This is a genomic window from Campylobacter lari subsp. concheus, from assembly GCF_008245025.1.
GTDB lineage: Bacteria > Campylobacterota > Campylobacteria > Campylobacterales > Campylobacteraceae > Campylobacter_D > Campylobacter_D concheus.
In genome coordinates this window covers 14,700-30,203 of record NZ_CP043426.1, presented here as the reverse complement: position 1 = coordinate 30,203, position 15,504 = coordinate 14,700, and the positions used below count along the sequence as shown (strand labels likewise).

At 31.1% G+C, this 15,504-nt stretch carries 13 protein-coding genes; 3 read left to right on the top strand and 10 right to left on the bottom strand.

What is annotated here, in order from left to right:
- Positions 1-3 precede the first annotated feature (3 nt).
- The 6 genes from infC to purB all read right to left on the bottom strand — a co-directional run bounded on the left by infC (position 4) and on the right by purB (position 8,965).
- A complete protein-coding gene (infC, locus tag CLCT_RS00135; RefSeq protein WP_039667808.1) occupies positions 4-525 on the bottom strand; it encodes a translation initiation factor IF-3 in 522 nt (173 codons plus the stop codon).
- The gene (thrS, locus tag CLCT_RS00130; RefSeq protein WP_149061912.1) at positions 522-2,333 is read right to left on the bottom strand and encodes a threonine--tRNA ligase; all 1,812 of its coding nucleotides are present in this window, start codon (positions 2,331-2,333) and stop codon (positions 522-524) included. Before thrS ends, infC begins: the two co-directional genes overlap by 4 nt.
- A gap of 106 nt (positions 2,334-2,439) precedes the next feature.
- Positions 2,440-3,246, bottom strand: a complete 807-nt coding sequence (locus CLCT_RS00125) for an undecaprenyl-diphosphate phosphatase (RefSeq protein WP_039667807.1) — start codon at positions 3,244-3,246, stop codon at positions 2,440-2,442.
- Positions 3,243-5,228 (bottom strand): OPT family oligopeptide transporter, encoded by a 1,986-nt coding sequence (locus tag CLCT_RS00120; protein ID WP_149061911.1) that lies wholly within the window; start codon positions 5,226-5,228, stop codon positions 3,243-3,245. The genes CLCT_RS00125 and CLCT_RS00120 overlap by 4 nt, the downstream gene beginning before the upstream one ends.
- A gap of 15 nt (positions 5,229-5,243) precedes the next feature.
- Positions 5,244-7,619: an aerobic ribonucleoside-diphosphate reductase Ia, B1 protein subunit NrdA gene (locus CLCT_RS00115; protein WP_039667805.1), complete on the bottom strand. Its 2,376-nt coding sequence runs from the start codon at positions 7,617-7,619 to the stop codon at positions 5,244-5,246.
- A gap of 17 nt (positions 7,620-7,636) precedes the next feature.
- Positions 7,637-8,965, bottom strand: coding sequence for an adenylosuccinate lyase (gene purB, locus CLCT_RS00110; RefSeq protein WP_039667804.1), 1,329 nt, complete (start codon positions 8,963-8,965; stop codon positions 7,637-7,639).
- A 78-nt stretch (positions 8,966-9,043) separates the two neighbouring features.
- Between purB and CLCT_RS00105 the strand changes: the two genes are divergently transcribed.
- Complete coding sequence (locus CLCT_RS00105; protein WP_039667803.1) at positions 9,044-9,946, top strand: RluA family pseudouridine synthase; 903 nt, start codon at positions 9,044-9,046, stop codon at positions 9,944-9,946.
- Positions 9,947-10,418: 472 nt separating this feature from the next.
- Here the strand turns inward: CLCT_RS00105 and CLCT_RS07720 are convergent, their stop codons facing one another.
- The 4 genes from CLCT_RS07720 to CLCT_RS00090 all read right to left on the bottom strand — a co-directional run bounded on the left by CLCT_RS07720 (position 10,419) and on the right by CLCT_RS00090 (position 12,662).
- Positions 10,419-10,814 (bottom strand): radical SAM protein, encoded by a 396-nt coding sequence (locus CLCT_RS07720; RefSeq protein ID WP_240386989.1) that lies wholly within the window; start codon positions 10,812-10,814, stop codon positions 10,419-10,421.
- A gap of 128 nt (positions 10,815-10,942) precedes the next feature.
- Positions 10,943-11,053, bottom strand: a complete 111-nt coding sequence (locus CLCT_RS07715; protein WP_235362450.1) for a hypothetical protein — start codon at positions 11,051-11,053, stop codon at positions 10,943-10,945.
- Positions 11,050-12,120, bottom strand: a complete 1,071-nt coding sequence (gene rlmN / locus CLCT_RS00095; protein WP_149061910.1) for a dual-specificity RNA methyltransferase RlmN — start codon at positions 12,118-12,120, stop codon at positions 11,050-11,052. The genes CLCT_RS07715 and rlmN overlap by 4 nt, the downstream gene beginning before the upstream one ends.
- 8 nt (positions 12,121-12,128) lie before the next feature.
- Positions 12,129-12,662, bottom strand: a complete 534-nt coding sequence (locus CLCT_RS00090; RefSeq protein ID WP_039667801.1) for a purine-nucleoside phosphorylase — start codon at positions 12,660-12,662, stop codon at positions 12,129-12,131.
- 90 nt (positions 12,663-12,752) lie between these two features.
- Here CLCT_RS00090 and rsmA point away from each other — a divergent pair, with 90 nt between their 5' ends.
- Positions 12,753-13,574: a 16S rRNA (adenine(1518)-N(6)/adenine(1519)-N(6))-dimethyltransferase RsmA gene (gene rsmA / locus CLCT_RS00085; protein ID WP_149061909.1), complete on the top strand. Its 822-nt coding sequence runs from the start codon at positions 12,753-12,755 to the stop codon at positions 13,572-13,574.
- 88 nt (positions 13,575-13,662) lie between these two features.
- The gene (locus CLCT_RS00080; RefSeq protein WP_394349071.1) at positions 13,663-15,498 is read left to right on the top strand and encodes a ribonuclease J; all 1,836 of its coding nucleotides are present in this window, start codon (positions 13,663-13,665) and stop codon (positions 15,496-15,498) included.
- Positions 15,499-15,504: the final 6 nt, after the last annotated feature.

Genomic DNA, 15,504 nt, shown 5'->3' with positions numbered 1-15,504 from the left:
ACTTTACTTTTTCTTTTTAGGAGTTACTAACATATTCACATAGCGTCCTTCGAGTAAAGGTTCTTTATCTCTATCTGCTATATCTTCAACCATTTGCCAAATTTTTTCAAGTAAATCTATACCTGCTTCAGGAGAGCCCATCTCGCGTCCTTTTAAAAACACTCTAAATTTAACATGCTTGCCTTGTTCTAAAAACTCACTTGCATGTTTGACTTTATAATTAATATCATTTTGAGCGATTTTCACAGAAAGTTTGATTTCTTTTATATCAATCACTTTTTGTTTTTTCTTTGCCTCTTTTTGTTTCTTTTCTTGTTGATAACGGAATTTTCCATAATCCATTATCTTACATACAGGTGGTTTAGCATCAGCGGCTATCATCACCAAATCAAGTCCTAGTCTATTTGCTATATCTAGCGCTTCATCACTACTAATAATGCCATAAACCTTGCCATCATCACCTATACATCTGATCTCATCTGCTTGAATTTCTTCATTTAGCAATATTTCTTTTTCTTTACTCAAAAGCGTACCTCACTTAATTTCTCCTTTGTTAAGGTTATAAATTCATCTAAAGTCATCGTTTTTTGTTCTTTTGCTCTTCTATCTCTTAAAGCCACACTTTGATTTGCCACTTCTTCATCACCCAAAACAAGTATCATAGGCACATGTGCTTTTTCAGCAGTGCGAATTTTTTTATTTAAGCTTTCATTTTTATTGTATATTTCACTATCAATACCAAGCTCTAAAAGTTGTCTTGCTATTTCTTTTGCATAATCATGATGATTTTGCGAAATAGGCACTATAGCTACTTGAGTTGGTGCTATGAAAAATGGTAACTCACCTGCACAATGCTCTACTAAAATTCCTATAAATCTTTCAAAAGAACCTAAAATAGCACGGTGAAGCATTACAGGTTGTTTTTTTTCATTATCTGAGTCTGTGTATTCGAGTTTAAAACGGCTTGGCAAGTTAAAATCTACTTGTATAGTTCCACACTGCCATTTTCTTTTTAGTGCATCAGTGATTTTGATATCGATTTTTGGACCATAGAAAGCTCCACCGCCCTCATCAATGCCATATTTTAAACCTTGTTCATCTAAAGCTTCTTTTAAAGCCTTTGTAGCTATATCCCAAATTTCATCACCACCTATTGCTTTTGCTGGGCGTGTTGAAATTTCCATTTCATAATCAAATTCAAAAGCCTTCATCAAAGTATCTACGAAGCTTAAAATTTCTAAAACTTGTTCTTTTATCTGACTTGGCATACAAAAAATATGCGCATCATCTTGAGTAAATTCTCTTACCCTAAAAAGCCCGTGCAAAACTCCACTTTTTTCATGGCGGTGTACCACGCCGTATTCAAAAAATTTCAAAGGTAAATCACGATAACTTCTAATATCACTTTGATAAATTTTAATATGTCCTACACAATTCATCGGCTTAATGCCGTATTCTTGCTCATCAATTTGCGTAAAATACATATTTTCTTTGTAGTTTGCATAATGCCCACTAATTTTCCACGCATCAGCTTTTAAAAGTTCAGGTCCACGCACAGGCTCATAGCCTCTTAATCTATGTGCTTTATATAATAAATGCTCTAATTTGCTTCTTAATTTTGCACCATTACTAAGCCATATAGGAAGTCCACCGCCTATTTCATCATCAAAAGCAAAAAGTTTCATTTCATTACCAAGCTTTCTATGATCTCTTTTTTTAGCTTCTTCAATGATTTTTAAGTATTCATTTAAACTTTCTTTATCTGCAAAAGCGGTACCATAAATTCTTGTGAGCATTTCTCTTTTTTCATCACCACCCAAATACGCACCGGCTACACGAGTAAGTTTGAAAAATCTTAAATATCTAGTATTTGGTACATGAGGCCCACGGCATAAATCTTCAAATTCACCTTGCTTATAAATGCTTACTTTTCCATCAGGAATTCTTAGTAAAACTTCTTGTTTTAAATCATCATTAGCAAATTTTTCTTTAACCTCAGTCTTTGAGAGTTCATATTTTGTGATATCTAGCTTTGCTTCTGCCAGTTCTTTCATTTTCTTTTCAATTTTATTTAAGTCTTCTTCTGAAATCTTACTATCGACCCTAAAATCATAATAGAACCCATCTTCTATCACAGGCCCTACGAAAAATTTAGCCTCTGGATATAAACTTTTAATCGCTTGAGCCATTAAATGCGCACAAGAGTGGCGGATAACTTCTAAACTTTCTTTAGAATTATCAAAATAAATTGGAGTTAAATTTATTTCATTATTAAAACTTTGAGTATCTACCAAAGTTTCATTATTTGCATATGCAATTATATCTTTTGTCATTTCTACCCTTAACACTCACTAACCTTGTGAGCTTAAATTAAAATATAAGACTAATTTTAGCTATGAAAAACTTAAACTTTTTTTAAATAAAGGATATTTTTATATTTCAAACACCCGTTCTTGATATATCTAAAGCACCACTCATAAAAAGGTATAAAAATACAAAACCTAAAATTATCCTATAAATTCCAAAAGGTATGAAGTTTATCTTGCTGATTAATTTTAAAAATATTTTAATTACCACAAAAGCCACCACAAAAGCTGTTGCAAAACCTATGGCTAAAGGGATGAAATTATTCATATTACTTAAAACCTGTGGTTCTTTATAAATGCTATAAGCTGTTGCGATAATCATAGTAGGAATTGCAAGCAAAAATGAAAATTCAGAAGCCACTTTACGATCAAGCCCAAGCAATAAGCCACCTATAATACTTGCTCCACTTCTTGAAGTGCCTGGTATGATAGCAAGAGCTTGGGTTAAACCTATCAAAAAAGCTTGTTTATAACTTACCTCGTCTAAAGAATGTATATCATAGTCTTTTTTTCTATGTTTAAGTTCTATAATGATAAAAACAATCCCACCAATGATTAACATAGTAGCCACAGTATAGCCATTAAATATTTCTTTTAAAAACTTATATGCTATAAAACCCACTCCACCTGCAGGCAAAAAACCCACAGCAAGTTTTAACCAAATATCAAGTTTTTGAGTTAGTTTATCTTTGAAAATAAAAATCACTGCTAGTATAGAACCAAGTTGAATAATGATGAAAAAACTTCTCCAAAAATCATCTATATTTAAACCCAAAATTTCAGCACCCAAGATCATATGCCCTGTAGATGAAATAGGTAAAAATTCTGTCAAACCTTCAATAATTCCTAAAATCAAAGCATAATAATAATCTAAATTCATTTTTTAAGTACTCTTCTTGCAAAAATTAGCATAATCGCTACAAAAACTACAAAACCTATAATCCCATCGTCTTTAAATGAAGTTGCAATAGCAAGTGGATCTTCAGCCCCACCTCTACTAATAGAAAGCACAGTTAAACCAGCTATTAGTACTCCAAATAAACTCTCACCTACTATCAAACCAGAGGCAAATAAGGTTCCTTTTTGCTCATGCTCTTGAATGAGTTCTTTTTTATGAGCATTTTTAGCATATCTTTGCTCTAAACGCTTTTTGATTAAATACGCTAATAATCCACCTATAAACAAAGGCATATTAACAGCAGGTGGTAAATATATACCTATACCCACAGCTAAAGGTGGCAAAGACATATTTTTCTTTCTTAACAAACGATCAACAATGATTATACCAACGCCCACAAAAGCTCCCGCTATAATATAACTCCAATCGATATTAGCATTAAAAATGCCTTGTGCTATAGTGCTCATCAAATTTGCTTGTGGTGCAGCAAGTGCATTTGCCTTATCCATTCCTTCTCTTGGCATTGCACCCACAAAACCATAGGCTTGGTATAATAAATTTAAAACAGGAGCAATAGCTAAAGCTCCAAATACACAACCTATAATTAAAGAAACTTGTTGTTTCCAAGGAGTTGCGCCCACTAAATAACCAGTTTTTAAATCTTGTAAATTATCATTAGAAATAGCAGCAGTTGCTAAAATAACACTGGTAGTAAATATAGCAAAAGCGATGGCAAATTTAGACATTAAAGGATCACTAAATAAATCTACTTGATAACCCAAAAGTAAAATAATCAAAGAAGAAATCATAATCCCAATTAGCCCTATACCCGAAATAGGAGAAGATGACGAACCCACCAAACCTGCCATATATCCACAAGCAGAAGCTACAAAAAAGCCTATGAAAATAGCTACTAAAGTTCCTACCAAGGCAAAAAGAATTTGATAACCACTTGCCAAATTTGAATCAGTCACAAAAGCATAAAATGAAACAAACAAACCTATACACATAAGTACAAATAAACCTAACATAGCTTTTAAAGATAAATCCATATCTTTAGGATCTTGTGAGAGGTTTAATGAGGTTTTTTTAAGCATATTTTTCATGCCATCATATACAGGTTTTGCAAGTTCTATTAAAGTCCATAATGCTGCTATAGCAATAGCTCCTGTACCTATTAAACGTACTTTTTGAGCCCAAATTTGATTAGCTATATCAAGCGCACTTAAACTCGTATCAAAACTTTCTTTAGCAGAAAAATATGGCACAAAAACCATCCAAGCAAGCACCATACCCGCAAGCAATGCAACACCTCCAGCTATACCCACTAAGTATCCAGCACCCAAAAGCGCCACTGAATAACCCATAGAAAAACCAAAAGTCATTTTTTGCCAAATAAATGCAAAACTACTTCCACTTGAAAGTAGTTTAAAACCACTTGAAAAAAGACTTATCACAGAAGCAAAAGCCACACCAAGTGTGATTTCTTTTAAGCCTACTTTTCCTTTTTTATCAGCTTGATCTTTATTAGCCACTTTTAAAATTTCAGCAGCAGCTCTTCCTTCGGGATAAGCTAATTTACTCTCTACCACCATAGCTCTACGCAAAGGTATGGTAAAAAGTACACCTAATCCACCCCCACAAAGACAGAGCATAAAAGTAAGCCAAAGTGGAAATTCAAACCAATATCCACACATAAAAAGACCTGGTATAACAAAAATCACAGCTGAAAGCGTACCTGCGGCTGAAACTTGAGTTTGAACCATATTATTTTCTAAAATATTAGAGTCTTTAAAGATTTTTAAAACAGCCATTGCGATCACAACAGCAGGAATAGAAGTAGAAAAAGTAAGACCAACTTTAAGCCCCAAATATACATTTGAGGCAGTAAAAATAATCGTTAAAATACTTCCTAGTATTATACCTCTAAGCGTAAGCTCTGGTAGTGAGTTTTTTGTATACATTTTATTTCTCCATTTTTATTGACAACCTTCACATTCTATAGTTCTATCAACTACATCATCATTTACTTTTTGACTATCAGGGCTTTCGCTTCTTAGATAATAAGTCGATTTAACACCTAATTCCCAAGCAAGTTGATAAATTTCATTTAAATATCCACCACTTGCTTTATCTAAAGAAACAAAGATATTTAACGATTGACCTTGATCAATCCATTTACCACGAATCGCTGCTGCTTTTACTAAGATTTTTTGATCAAGCTCATAAGCAGGAGTATAATACTGCCAAGTATTAGCACTTAAATTTGGTACTACAGTTGGTATCATACCACTTAAATTTTGCTCAAACCATTTTCTTTTATATACAGGCTCAATTGTTTGAGTAGTACCCACTAAAATAGAAATAGAAGAAGTTGGTGCTATGGCCATTAAATAACCATTTCTTATACCATCTCTTTTTAGTTTTTCTCTTAATTTTTCCCAATCACAATCACTTTGATCAAATAAACCTTCACTTGCAGTAAGCTTTTTGGCATTTTCGTTTGCTACATCAATTGGCACTATACCTTTACTCCAGTTTGATCCTTCAAAGTCAGGATAATTTCCTTTTTCTAAGGCTAAATTTGAGCTAGCTAAAATAGCCTCATAACTAATCATTTCCATAATGCGATCAATTTTTTCAAAATGTTCATTAGAACCCCAATAAATTTGAGCTTCAGCCAACATTTGCGCTTCGCCCATTACACCAAGTCCTATAGCACGTGATTTTAGGTTGGTATTTTTAACCTTTACATGAGGATAAAAATTTAAATCAATCACATTATCAAGCATTCTTATTGCTGTTGGCACTACTCTTTGAATGTCTTCTTTGGTGTTGATTTTACTTAAATTTATACTTGCAAGATTACAAACTGCAGTTTTTCCTTCGTTTTTATATTTTTCTACTATATAGACTTTTTTACCATTAATACTATCTAAAGTAGAAACTTTTTTAGCTAGCTTTTTATATCCTCCATCTATTGCAAGCTCTTCATCTTCATCTAAATGGAGTTCTGTTTTATCATCAAATACAATTTTGATTTGATAATAATTTGGTTCTGTATTTTGAAAAATTTCTGTACATAAATTTGAACTTCTTATAATTCCTGTGTGGGAATTTGGATTTGTTCTATTTGCACTATCTTTAAAACATAAAAACGGCAAGCCGCTTTCAAAATAAGATAAAAGTATTTTTTTCCAAAGCTCTTTTGCATCAACAATTTCTTTGACTATACTTTCATCTTTTTCAAATTCTTCATATTTTTTCTCAAATTCTTCACCGTATAAATCACATAAACTTGCTGTATCAGCAGGATCAAAAAGTGTCCATTTGTCATTTGCTCTTACTCTTTTCATGAACAAATCATTAATCCATAAAGCAGGGAAAAGCTCATGTGCTCTTCTTCTTTCTTCACCTGAGTTTTTACGCAAATCTAAAAAATCGTTAATATCCATATGCCAAGGTTCAATATAAACTGCAATTGCACCTTTTCTAGTACCAAGTTGATCAACAGCAACAGCTATATCATTAGTGATTTTTAAAAATGGTATAATCCCACCTGCTGCGTTTTTATGTCCATCTATGCTTCCACCCATAGCACGCACCTTAGACCAATCCCAACCTATACCACCACCAAATTTAGATAAAAGCGCCATTTCTTGATAAGAATCAAAAATCCCTTCTATATTATCAGGTGTGCTTCCTATATAACATGAACTTAATTGATGTCTTGTGGTTCTTGCATTTGAAAGAGTTGGGGTTGCAAGCATTACTTCAAAAGTTGAGATTAAGTCATAAAATTTCTTAGCCCAAGTTTGAGAATCTAGCTCATTTTGCGCTAAAAACATTGCAATAGCCATAAACATTTGCTGTGGTAATTCTATAGGCATGCCTTTAGAATCTTTAATCAAATATCTATCATATAAAGTTTTTATACCAAGATAAGTAAATTGCAAATCGCGTTCTGGCTTTATATAAGCATTAAGATCATCTAAATCATATTTTTCTTTTAAACCAATTAAAATCCTACCTTCTTTTTCGCCTTTTTCAAGATATTCTCTTAAATGTTTATATCCAGTAAAACCACTTACTTTTTTATATAAATCATATAAAAATAATCTTGCAGCAACAAAGGTCCAATTAGGCCTATCAATATCTATTTTATCTACTGCTGTTTTTATAAGAGTTTGTTGAATTTCTTCTGTTGTTATACCATCACGAAATTGAATTTTTGCATCTACTTCAAGCTCACTTTGGCTAACATTTTCTAAATTTGCCACTGCATCTGTAGTATATTTTTTAATCTTAGAAACATCTAACTCTTCAGTTCTACCATTTCTTTTTAATACTTTCACTCACAACCCCTAATTTATTATTTAAAAGTTCTTGCAAATATTTTGTCTACATTTTTTGTATAGTAGTTATAATCAAAGCAATTTCTAATATCTGCTTCACTTAAAGACTTTTTCAAATCCTCATCAGCTAATAAAGCTAACAAAAACAAACTCTCGCCTTTTTCATTTAATGCAGGCTTACCATTTTGCAAATCAGCCCAAACTTTCATAGCATTTCTTTGAACAATCTTATAAGCTTCTTCTCTACTTATACCTTTAAATGGAAGTTCAAGCAACACTCTTTGAGAGAATACAAGTCCTCCGGTTAAATTTAAATTTTTCATCATGTTTTCTGGATACACCAAAAGCTTTTCTATCACACCACATAATCTTGAAAGCATAAAATCAGTCGTAATAAAAGCATCAGGTAATACAAATCTTTCAACACTAGAATGCGATATATCTCTTTCGTGCCACAATGCTACATTTTCTAAAGCAGGCGTTACATAAGCTCTTATCATCCTGCAAAGACCGGTGATATTTTCACTCAAAACAGGATTTCTTTTATGAGGCATAGCTGAGCTTCCTTTTTGTCCTTGAGAAAAATATTCTTCAGCTTCATATACTTCTGTTCTTTGAAAATGGCGGATAGCAACAGCAATTTGCTCACAACTTGAAGCTAAAATAGCTAAAGCTGAGATAACTTGTGCGTAACGATCTCTTTGTATAACTTGGTTTGAAACTGGTGCTGGCTTTAGATCTAAATTTTTACAAACTTCTTCTTCAAATTCAAGCGGAGCATGAGCAAAATTTCCCATGGCACCGCTAATTTTTCCATAGCTAATCACTTCTTTTGCATGAATGATTAAGTCTTTTGCATGAACTAGCGAATCATACCAAATAGCCAAAACTAAGCCAAAAGTTATAGGCTCTCCATGAATTCCATGGCTTCTTCCTACCATTAAGGTGTTTTTATGTTCATATGCTCTTGTTTTAATCGCTGCTAAAACTTGATCCAAATCTTGCAAGATTAGTTCCAAGCTATCTTTAATCTGCAAAGCAACCGCAGTATCAATACAATCTGAACTTGTCATTGCATAATGTACAAAACGACTTTCCTCACCTAAACTTTCACTTACACTAGTTAAAAAAGCGATAACATCATGTTTGGTAGTTTTTTCTATCTCATCTATTCTTGCTATATCAAATTTTGCATTTTTTATAATTTTTTCACAATCATCATCTTTAATAAGACCAAGTTTATTCCATGCTTTCACGGCGGCTAATTCTACTTTTAACCATGCATCATATTTTGCTTGCATGTCCCATTTTTTAGCCATGATTTCTCTACTATATCTTTCAACCATTTTCAAGACCTTTTTTTATATAATTTTTATGAAAAAATAGCTTAAATTTTATTATAAATTACCTAAGAAAGTTATTAAATGGCATATATAAAAAAGAAACTATCAAATAATGGAAAAAAGGCATTTAGACTACTTATGGATGAGTTAAAAATCTCTATGCGTGAAGCGCAAAAACTCATTGATAAAAAAAGACTATTTTGTGATGGAAATTTAATAGATGAAAAAAACAAATTTTTAGATGGCTTAGTGGAATTAATCGTATATGAAAATAACCCTAAAGGATTGGAAATAGTTTATGAAAATGAAGATTTTGCCATCGTAGAAAAACCAAGTGGAGTGCTAACTCATCCTAATGGACGCAATTGTGCTTATAGTCTTTGTGATGAAATTTGGCATTTATGGGGTGAAAAAGCTTGCGTGGCTCATAGATTAGATAAAGAAACAAGCGGACTTTTACTCATAGCAAAACATAAAAATGCACAAATTGAGTTAAAAACCATGTTTGAAAAAAGATTAATGCAAAAAAGCTATCTTGCACTAGTAAAAGGAAAAACCAGAAAAGAATTTATAGTAGATAAAAGAATGGATTTAGCTAGAGACTATGATACAGTCAAAACTAGAATGCATATTTGTGAAAATGGCAAAGAAGCTTTAACACAATTTTACACTTTAGAATATTTTAAAAATTTAGATGCTAGTTTAGTTTTAGCTAAACCTCTAACAGGCAGACAACACCAAATAAGACTACATTTGTTTCATGTGAAACATAAAGTTTTAGGTGAACCTCTATATGGTTTAGAAAAAATACAAATAGAGCAAATCTTAGATGGAAAAATGAGCGATATTGAAAGAGCTCAAATCACGGGTGCTAAAAGACTGCTTTTGCACTCTTTTAGCTTAGAATTTACATATAAAAATCAAAAATTTTTGATACAATCTCAAAAAGATATAAAAGATGAATTCTTGAAAAATCTACCTTAATCTTTTTCTAATTTTCAAACTTTATCAGTTTGGATTGCAATTGGAATTTTTTGATAGGCTGACTAAAATCTCTACAATAATCACAGGATTTGTAAAAATCTTGAGAATAAAATTCAAAAAATATTTCCTTAGAATCCTCTAAATTTAAAAAATCGCCATCAAATTCTTCAAGTCCTTTTAAACGTGATAAGGATCTTTAATATAGGGCAAATAAAGATGGCTCCTTTAGATGCTAATTGTTTATTTTCTAAATCCTCAGATATCATCAAACTTACACATGGTATTTGGCAATTACGATAATTTTTAATTATATCTTCTTTGTTTCTGCCATGCTTGTAAATTTTATCTATATCATACCAATAATCTATTGTGTTATAAGAAAACGCTATATTATTTTTCTTAAGTTTACTCAAAATACTCTCTTGTTTTAAATGTGTTTTTAAATTTGGCGATTTTCTGTAATCTGAAATACTTATTTTCTTGCTTTTTTGGATTTTTTAAATCTCAAAATCAAATCTTCTTTAAAGTCTATTGTTGTATTAGTTAAAATATCGAAAGTTAGTATTTTCTTTTGAGCATCTAAATAATCAATCAATTGTGGTAAATCCTTAAATAACAATGGCTCTCCACCTATGATTCTAACCCTTGCAATAGAATCTACCTTAGATAAAAGTAATTCCAATGATTCTATAATACCCTCCAAAGTACAGGTATATTGATTTGATGGTGAAAAATACTGCATCAAATTATTACATGACTCACAACGCAAAGTACATCTTGTAGTTAAAACTAATTCTAAATAAGGAATATCCACCTTACCTTCTAAAACTCTTTTTTCAAAGTATTTTTTCAAATAAAATTTTTTCATCAAAGCAGCATAAGAAACTTTAAAAATTCTAACAATTCCTCTTTTGCTATTTAAATACGAAAAATACCAAGAAATAATTGATTTTATATATCTATTTTAAAATAATTGGTTTTCTAATAATTGTTTTTTTATCTATCATTATTTTTCTCTTCATTTTTTAATACATAAATAATCCCACCAAGTCCTATGATCACCACTATGCTTATAAAAATAATCTGAGCTATATCTAAAAAAGTCATTGTTTACTCTGTCTTTCTTTAAGCTGTCCGCATGCAGCTGAAATATCAAGTCCTTTACTTTCTCTTATCGTACAAGTAACACCTTTTGCACTTAAATAATCTTGAAATTTAACTGCATTTTCAACACTTGGTCTTTTATATAAACTTCCTTCGTGTGGGTTAAAAAGTATTAAATTTACTTTGGCTTTTATACCATTTAAAAGTTTGACTAGTTCTTTTGCATGTTCTATTTTATCATTTATCCCATCAATTAAAAGATATTCAAACATCACTCTTTTACGCTGATCTATAGGAAAATTTCTCACTGCTTCCATAATGCTTGCTATATTATAAGCTTTATTAATAGGCATTAATTCACTTCTAAGCTCATCATTTACAGCATGGAGTGAAATAGCTAAAAGCACACCTAAATTCATTTCTCCAAGCTCTTTAATCTGTTTTGCCAAACCACTTGTGCTTATAGTTTGTCTTCTAGGACTTATCGCTAAGGCATCATTATCGGCTAAAATTTTAACTGCTTTAGATACATTTTTAAGGTTATCTAAAGGTTCGCCCATGCCCATATAGACTATATTAACCCTTCTTTCATAAGGTATGTTGTTGTGTTTTTTAATCCACAAAATTTGTCCTACTATTTCTCCTGCACTTAAATTTCTTTTCAAACCACCTTTAGCAGTAAGACAAAAACTACACCCACTTTTACATCCCACTTGTGAGGAAACACAAATAGTATATCTTGCATGTTTGATGATTTTACCATTTTCATCTACAAGTTCTTCTTTCATGGGTAGTAAAACAGCTTCGATTTTTTTACCATCTAAAAGTTCAAAAAGGTACTTAATACTTCCGTCTTTACTTTTTTCATCTTTCACACATTTTAGAGGTGAAAAATGAAAATTTTCTTGCAAGTACACTCTAAAATCTTTTGGCAAAGACGACATTTGTAAAAAATCATCTGCATATTTTTTATATACCCATTCAAAAATTTGCTTTGCTCTAAATTTTGGCTGGACTAAATTTTCTAATTCTTCTTTAGTAAAATCTAATATATTTTTTAATTCACTCAATTTTTTTCCTATATAAGTTTTTTATCTAACAAAAAATCTTTTAATAATTCTTTTGCTTTTTGGTGATTTTTTAAAAAATCCTCATGTGCAAATTCATTACAAAAATTTGTCGCACATAAATAACAAATTCCTTCTATCTCTTGCATTTTTGCACAAGAAAGCACTGCGTATGCTTCCATATTTTCTATATGTACACCCTTTTTAAAAAATTCTTGGGCGATATTTTCATCTTTACAAATATAATTTGAAGAATTAATCATAGTTTCATGTGAAACATTTAATCTAATCTCATTTGCTATAGGCGTATAAAAACTATCAAATAAATCTGCGTATTCTAAATTCGCTGCGTTAGAACTTTCATAAATATCTAAAATTTTTCCTTCTTGGTAAATTCCACATGTACCTATAAAAATCACTCTATCTACTTTTATTTGACTTAAAATTTTACCTAAAGAAAAAGCAGAATTAACCAAGCCTATGCCTATACTTTGTGCAAATTTAAAATACTCATTTCCTCCTGCACATACTATAAGATTTTTCAAAAATTAACCTTTATAAAAAATAATTCAAATTTTATCTAATTAGCGCTTAAAATAATGCTATAATTAATATTTTTTAGATAAAATAAATTTATGATAAAAGCAAAAAAACATTTTGGGCAAAATTTTTTATGCGATAAAAGCGTGGTAGATAAAATCATCCAAGCCATACCCAAAGATACTAAAAATATAGTTGAGATTGGGCCTGGCTTAGGTGATTTAACGCAAGAGCTTTTGAAAATCTCACAAGCTAACATTAGAGCTTATGAGATTGATAAAGATTTGATTCCTATTTTAAATAAAAAATTTCAAAATGAGATTGAAGGTGGAAATTTTGAGCTTATTCATCAAAACGCAAGCGATGCTTTTGAACAAGGAAGTTTAAGCGATAAAGAGTACTTTTTGGTAGCAAATTTACCATATTATATTGCTACAAATTTGATTTTAAAAGCCTTAGAAGATCAAAATTGTCTTGGGCTTATAGTAATGGTGCAAAAAGAAGTAGCACAGAAATTTTGTGCAAATGAAAAAGAAAGTAATTTTTCGGCTTTAGGAGTACTTTGTGCATTGATATGCCAAAGACAAATGCTTTTTGATATACAACCACAAAGCTTTAATCCTCCACCAAAAGTTACTTCAGCTGTAATGAAGTTAATAAAAACTACTCATTATCAGCAAAAATGCGAAAATATAGAAGCTTTTAAAGAATTTCTTAGAGCTTGTTTTCAAAATCCTAGAAAACAACTCTTATCTAATTTTAAAAACAAAAAAGAAAGAATTTTAAAAGCATTTGAAGCACTAGATATCTCTTCTACCTCAAGAGCTCATGAAATTAGCGTTGATTCATACCTTAAAATTTATGACTATTTAAAGGATGACTATGAGCGAAGAAAACAAAACTCAAGAGCAAAATAAAACTAAAAAATTTAATAAATTTAGAAACAAAAGAAAAAAAGATTCGCAAAATCAAGAGCAAAATAGCGAAATTAAAAACAGAATAAAAATGGAAAATACTCAAACTGAAGCTATCGAAGAAAAAAAGAAAAAGAAAAAAAATAGAAATTTACCTTCTAAATTAAGTGGTAATGAAGAATGGCAAATAGAACTTGCTAAAAGCATAGAAGCTAATAAAATCATGCACGAGCTAAGACTCCACCCTTTAAAACACAACAACTCAAGCGAACATAAAATTCGTATTACACCTTTGGGTGGACTTGGAGAAATCGGTGGAAATATCACTGTTTTTGAAACCAACAACGATGCAATTATCGTTGATATAGGTATGAGTTTTCCAGATGGAACCATGCATGGAGTAGATATTATCATACCTGATTTTGACTATGTAAGAAAGATTAAAAACAAAATTCGCGCTATCATCATCACTCATGCTCATGAAGATCACATTGGTGCTGTACCGTATTTTTTCAAAGAATTTCAATTTCCTATCTACGCAACACCTTTAGCACTAGGTATGATTTCAAATAAATTTGAAGAACATGGTTTAAAAGCTGAGCGTAAATGGTTTAGGCCTATAACAAAAAGACAAATTTATGAAATAGGTGAATTTAATTTAGAATGGATTCACATAACCCACTCTATCATCGATGCTTGTGCTTTAGCTATTAAAACTAAAGCAGGGACTATCATTCACACTGGCGATTTTAAAATAGATCAAACACCAATTGATGGTTATCCAACGGATTTAAGTCGTTTAGCTCAATATGGCGAAGAAGGCGTACTTTGTCTTTTAAGTGATAGTACAAACTCATATAAAGAAGGTTATACAAAAAGTGAAAGTTCAGTAGGTCCTACTTTTGATCAAATTTTTGCCAAAACTAAAGGCAGGGTGATTATGAGCACCTTTAGTTCTAATATCCACCGTGTATATCAAGCTATTAGCTATGGTTTAAAATATGGCAGAAAAGTGTGTGTTATAGGACGCTCTATGGAAAGAAATCTCTATACCACTATGGAACTTGGCTATATTAAACTTGATAGAAAAATTTTCATTGACGCTGATGAAGTAAGCAAATACAAAGACAACGAAGTGCTAATTGTTACCACAGGAAGTCAAGGTGAGACTATGAGTGCCTTATATAGAATGGCAACTGATGAACATAAATTTATCAAAATCAAACCTAGCGATCAAGTTATCATTTCAGCTAAAGCAATACCAGGCAATGAAGCAAATGTTTCTGCTGTGCTTGATTTTCTTTTAAAAGCAGGGGCTAAAGTAGCTTATCAAGAATTTAGTGAAATCCATGTAAGCGGACATGCTAGTATAGAAGAGCAAAAACTCATGCTAACTTTAGTAAAACCTAAATTTTTCTTACCAGTGCATGGAGAGTATAATCATATCAATAAACACAAAGAAACTGCTCTAAAATGTGGCATACCTGAAAGAAATATCTACTTAATGAGTGATGGAGATCAAGTAGAGCTTTGCCAAAAATACATCAAACGTGTGAAAACAGTTAAAACAGGAAAAGTGTTTGTAGATAATCAAATCAACAAACAAATCGCAGATGATGTGGTAATTGATAGACAAAAACTAGCAGATAGTGGTATAGTTGTTATCATTGCCCAGCTTGATAAAGCAAGTAAAACACTGATTAATAAACCAAGAGTATTTAGTTATGGCTTGGTAGCTGATAAACAAGATGGAGCATTCTCAAAAGAAATGAGCGATGTTTTAAGTCAATTTTTCCCTAATGTAAAAGATGAAATTTTAGATAATCCAAAAGTTTTAGAAGCTCAAATTAGACAAGTACTAAGAAAACATATTTTTAGAAAAATTAAAAAATATCCAACCATAGTACCAACTATTTTTGTGATGTAAAGAAAA

Bases quoted from the DNA above. Each gene is read 5' to 3' on its own strand.
- thrS (WP_149061912.1), bottom strand. From the start codon at position 2,333: ATGACAAAAGATATAATTGCATATGCAAATAATGAAACTTTGGTAGAT.
- CLCT_RS00125 (WP_039667807.1), bottom strand. From the start codon at position 3,246: ATGAATTTAGATTATTATTATGCTTTGATTTTAGGAATTATTGAAGGT.
- CLCT_RS00120 (WP_149061911.1), bottom strand. From the start codon at position 5,228: ATGTATACAAAAAACTCACTACCAGAGCTTACGCTTAGAGGTATAATA.
- purB (WP_039667804.1), bottom strand. From the start codon at position 8,965: ATGGTTGAAAGATATAGTAGAGAAATCATGGCTAAAAAATGGGACATG.
- CLCT_RS00105 (WP_039667803.1), top strand. From the start codon at position 9,044: ATGGCATATATAAAAAAGAAACTATCAAATAATGGAAAAAAGGCATTT.
- CLCT_RS07720 (WP_240386989.1), bottom strand. From the start codon at position 10,814: ATGAAAAAATTTTATTTGAAAAAATACTTTGAAAAAAGAGTTTTAGAA.
- CLCT_RS07715 (WP_235362450.1), bottom strand. From the start codon at position 11,053: ATGACTTTTTTAGATATAGCTCAGATTATTTTTATAAGCATAGTGGTG.
- rsmA (WP_149061909.1), top strand. From the start codon at position 12,753: ATGATAAAAGCAAAAAAACATTTTGGGCAAAATTTTTTATGCGATAAA.
- CLCT_RS00080 (WP_394349071.1), top strand. From the start codon at position 13,663: ATGGAAAATACTCAAACTGAAGCTATCGAAGAAAAAAAGAAAAAGAAA.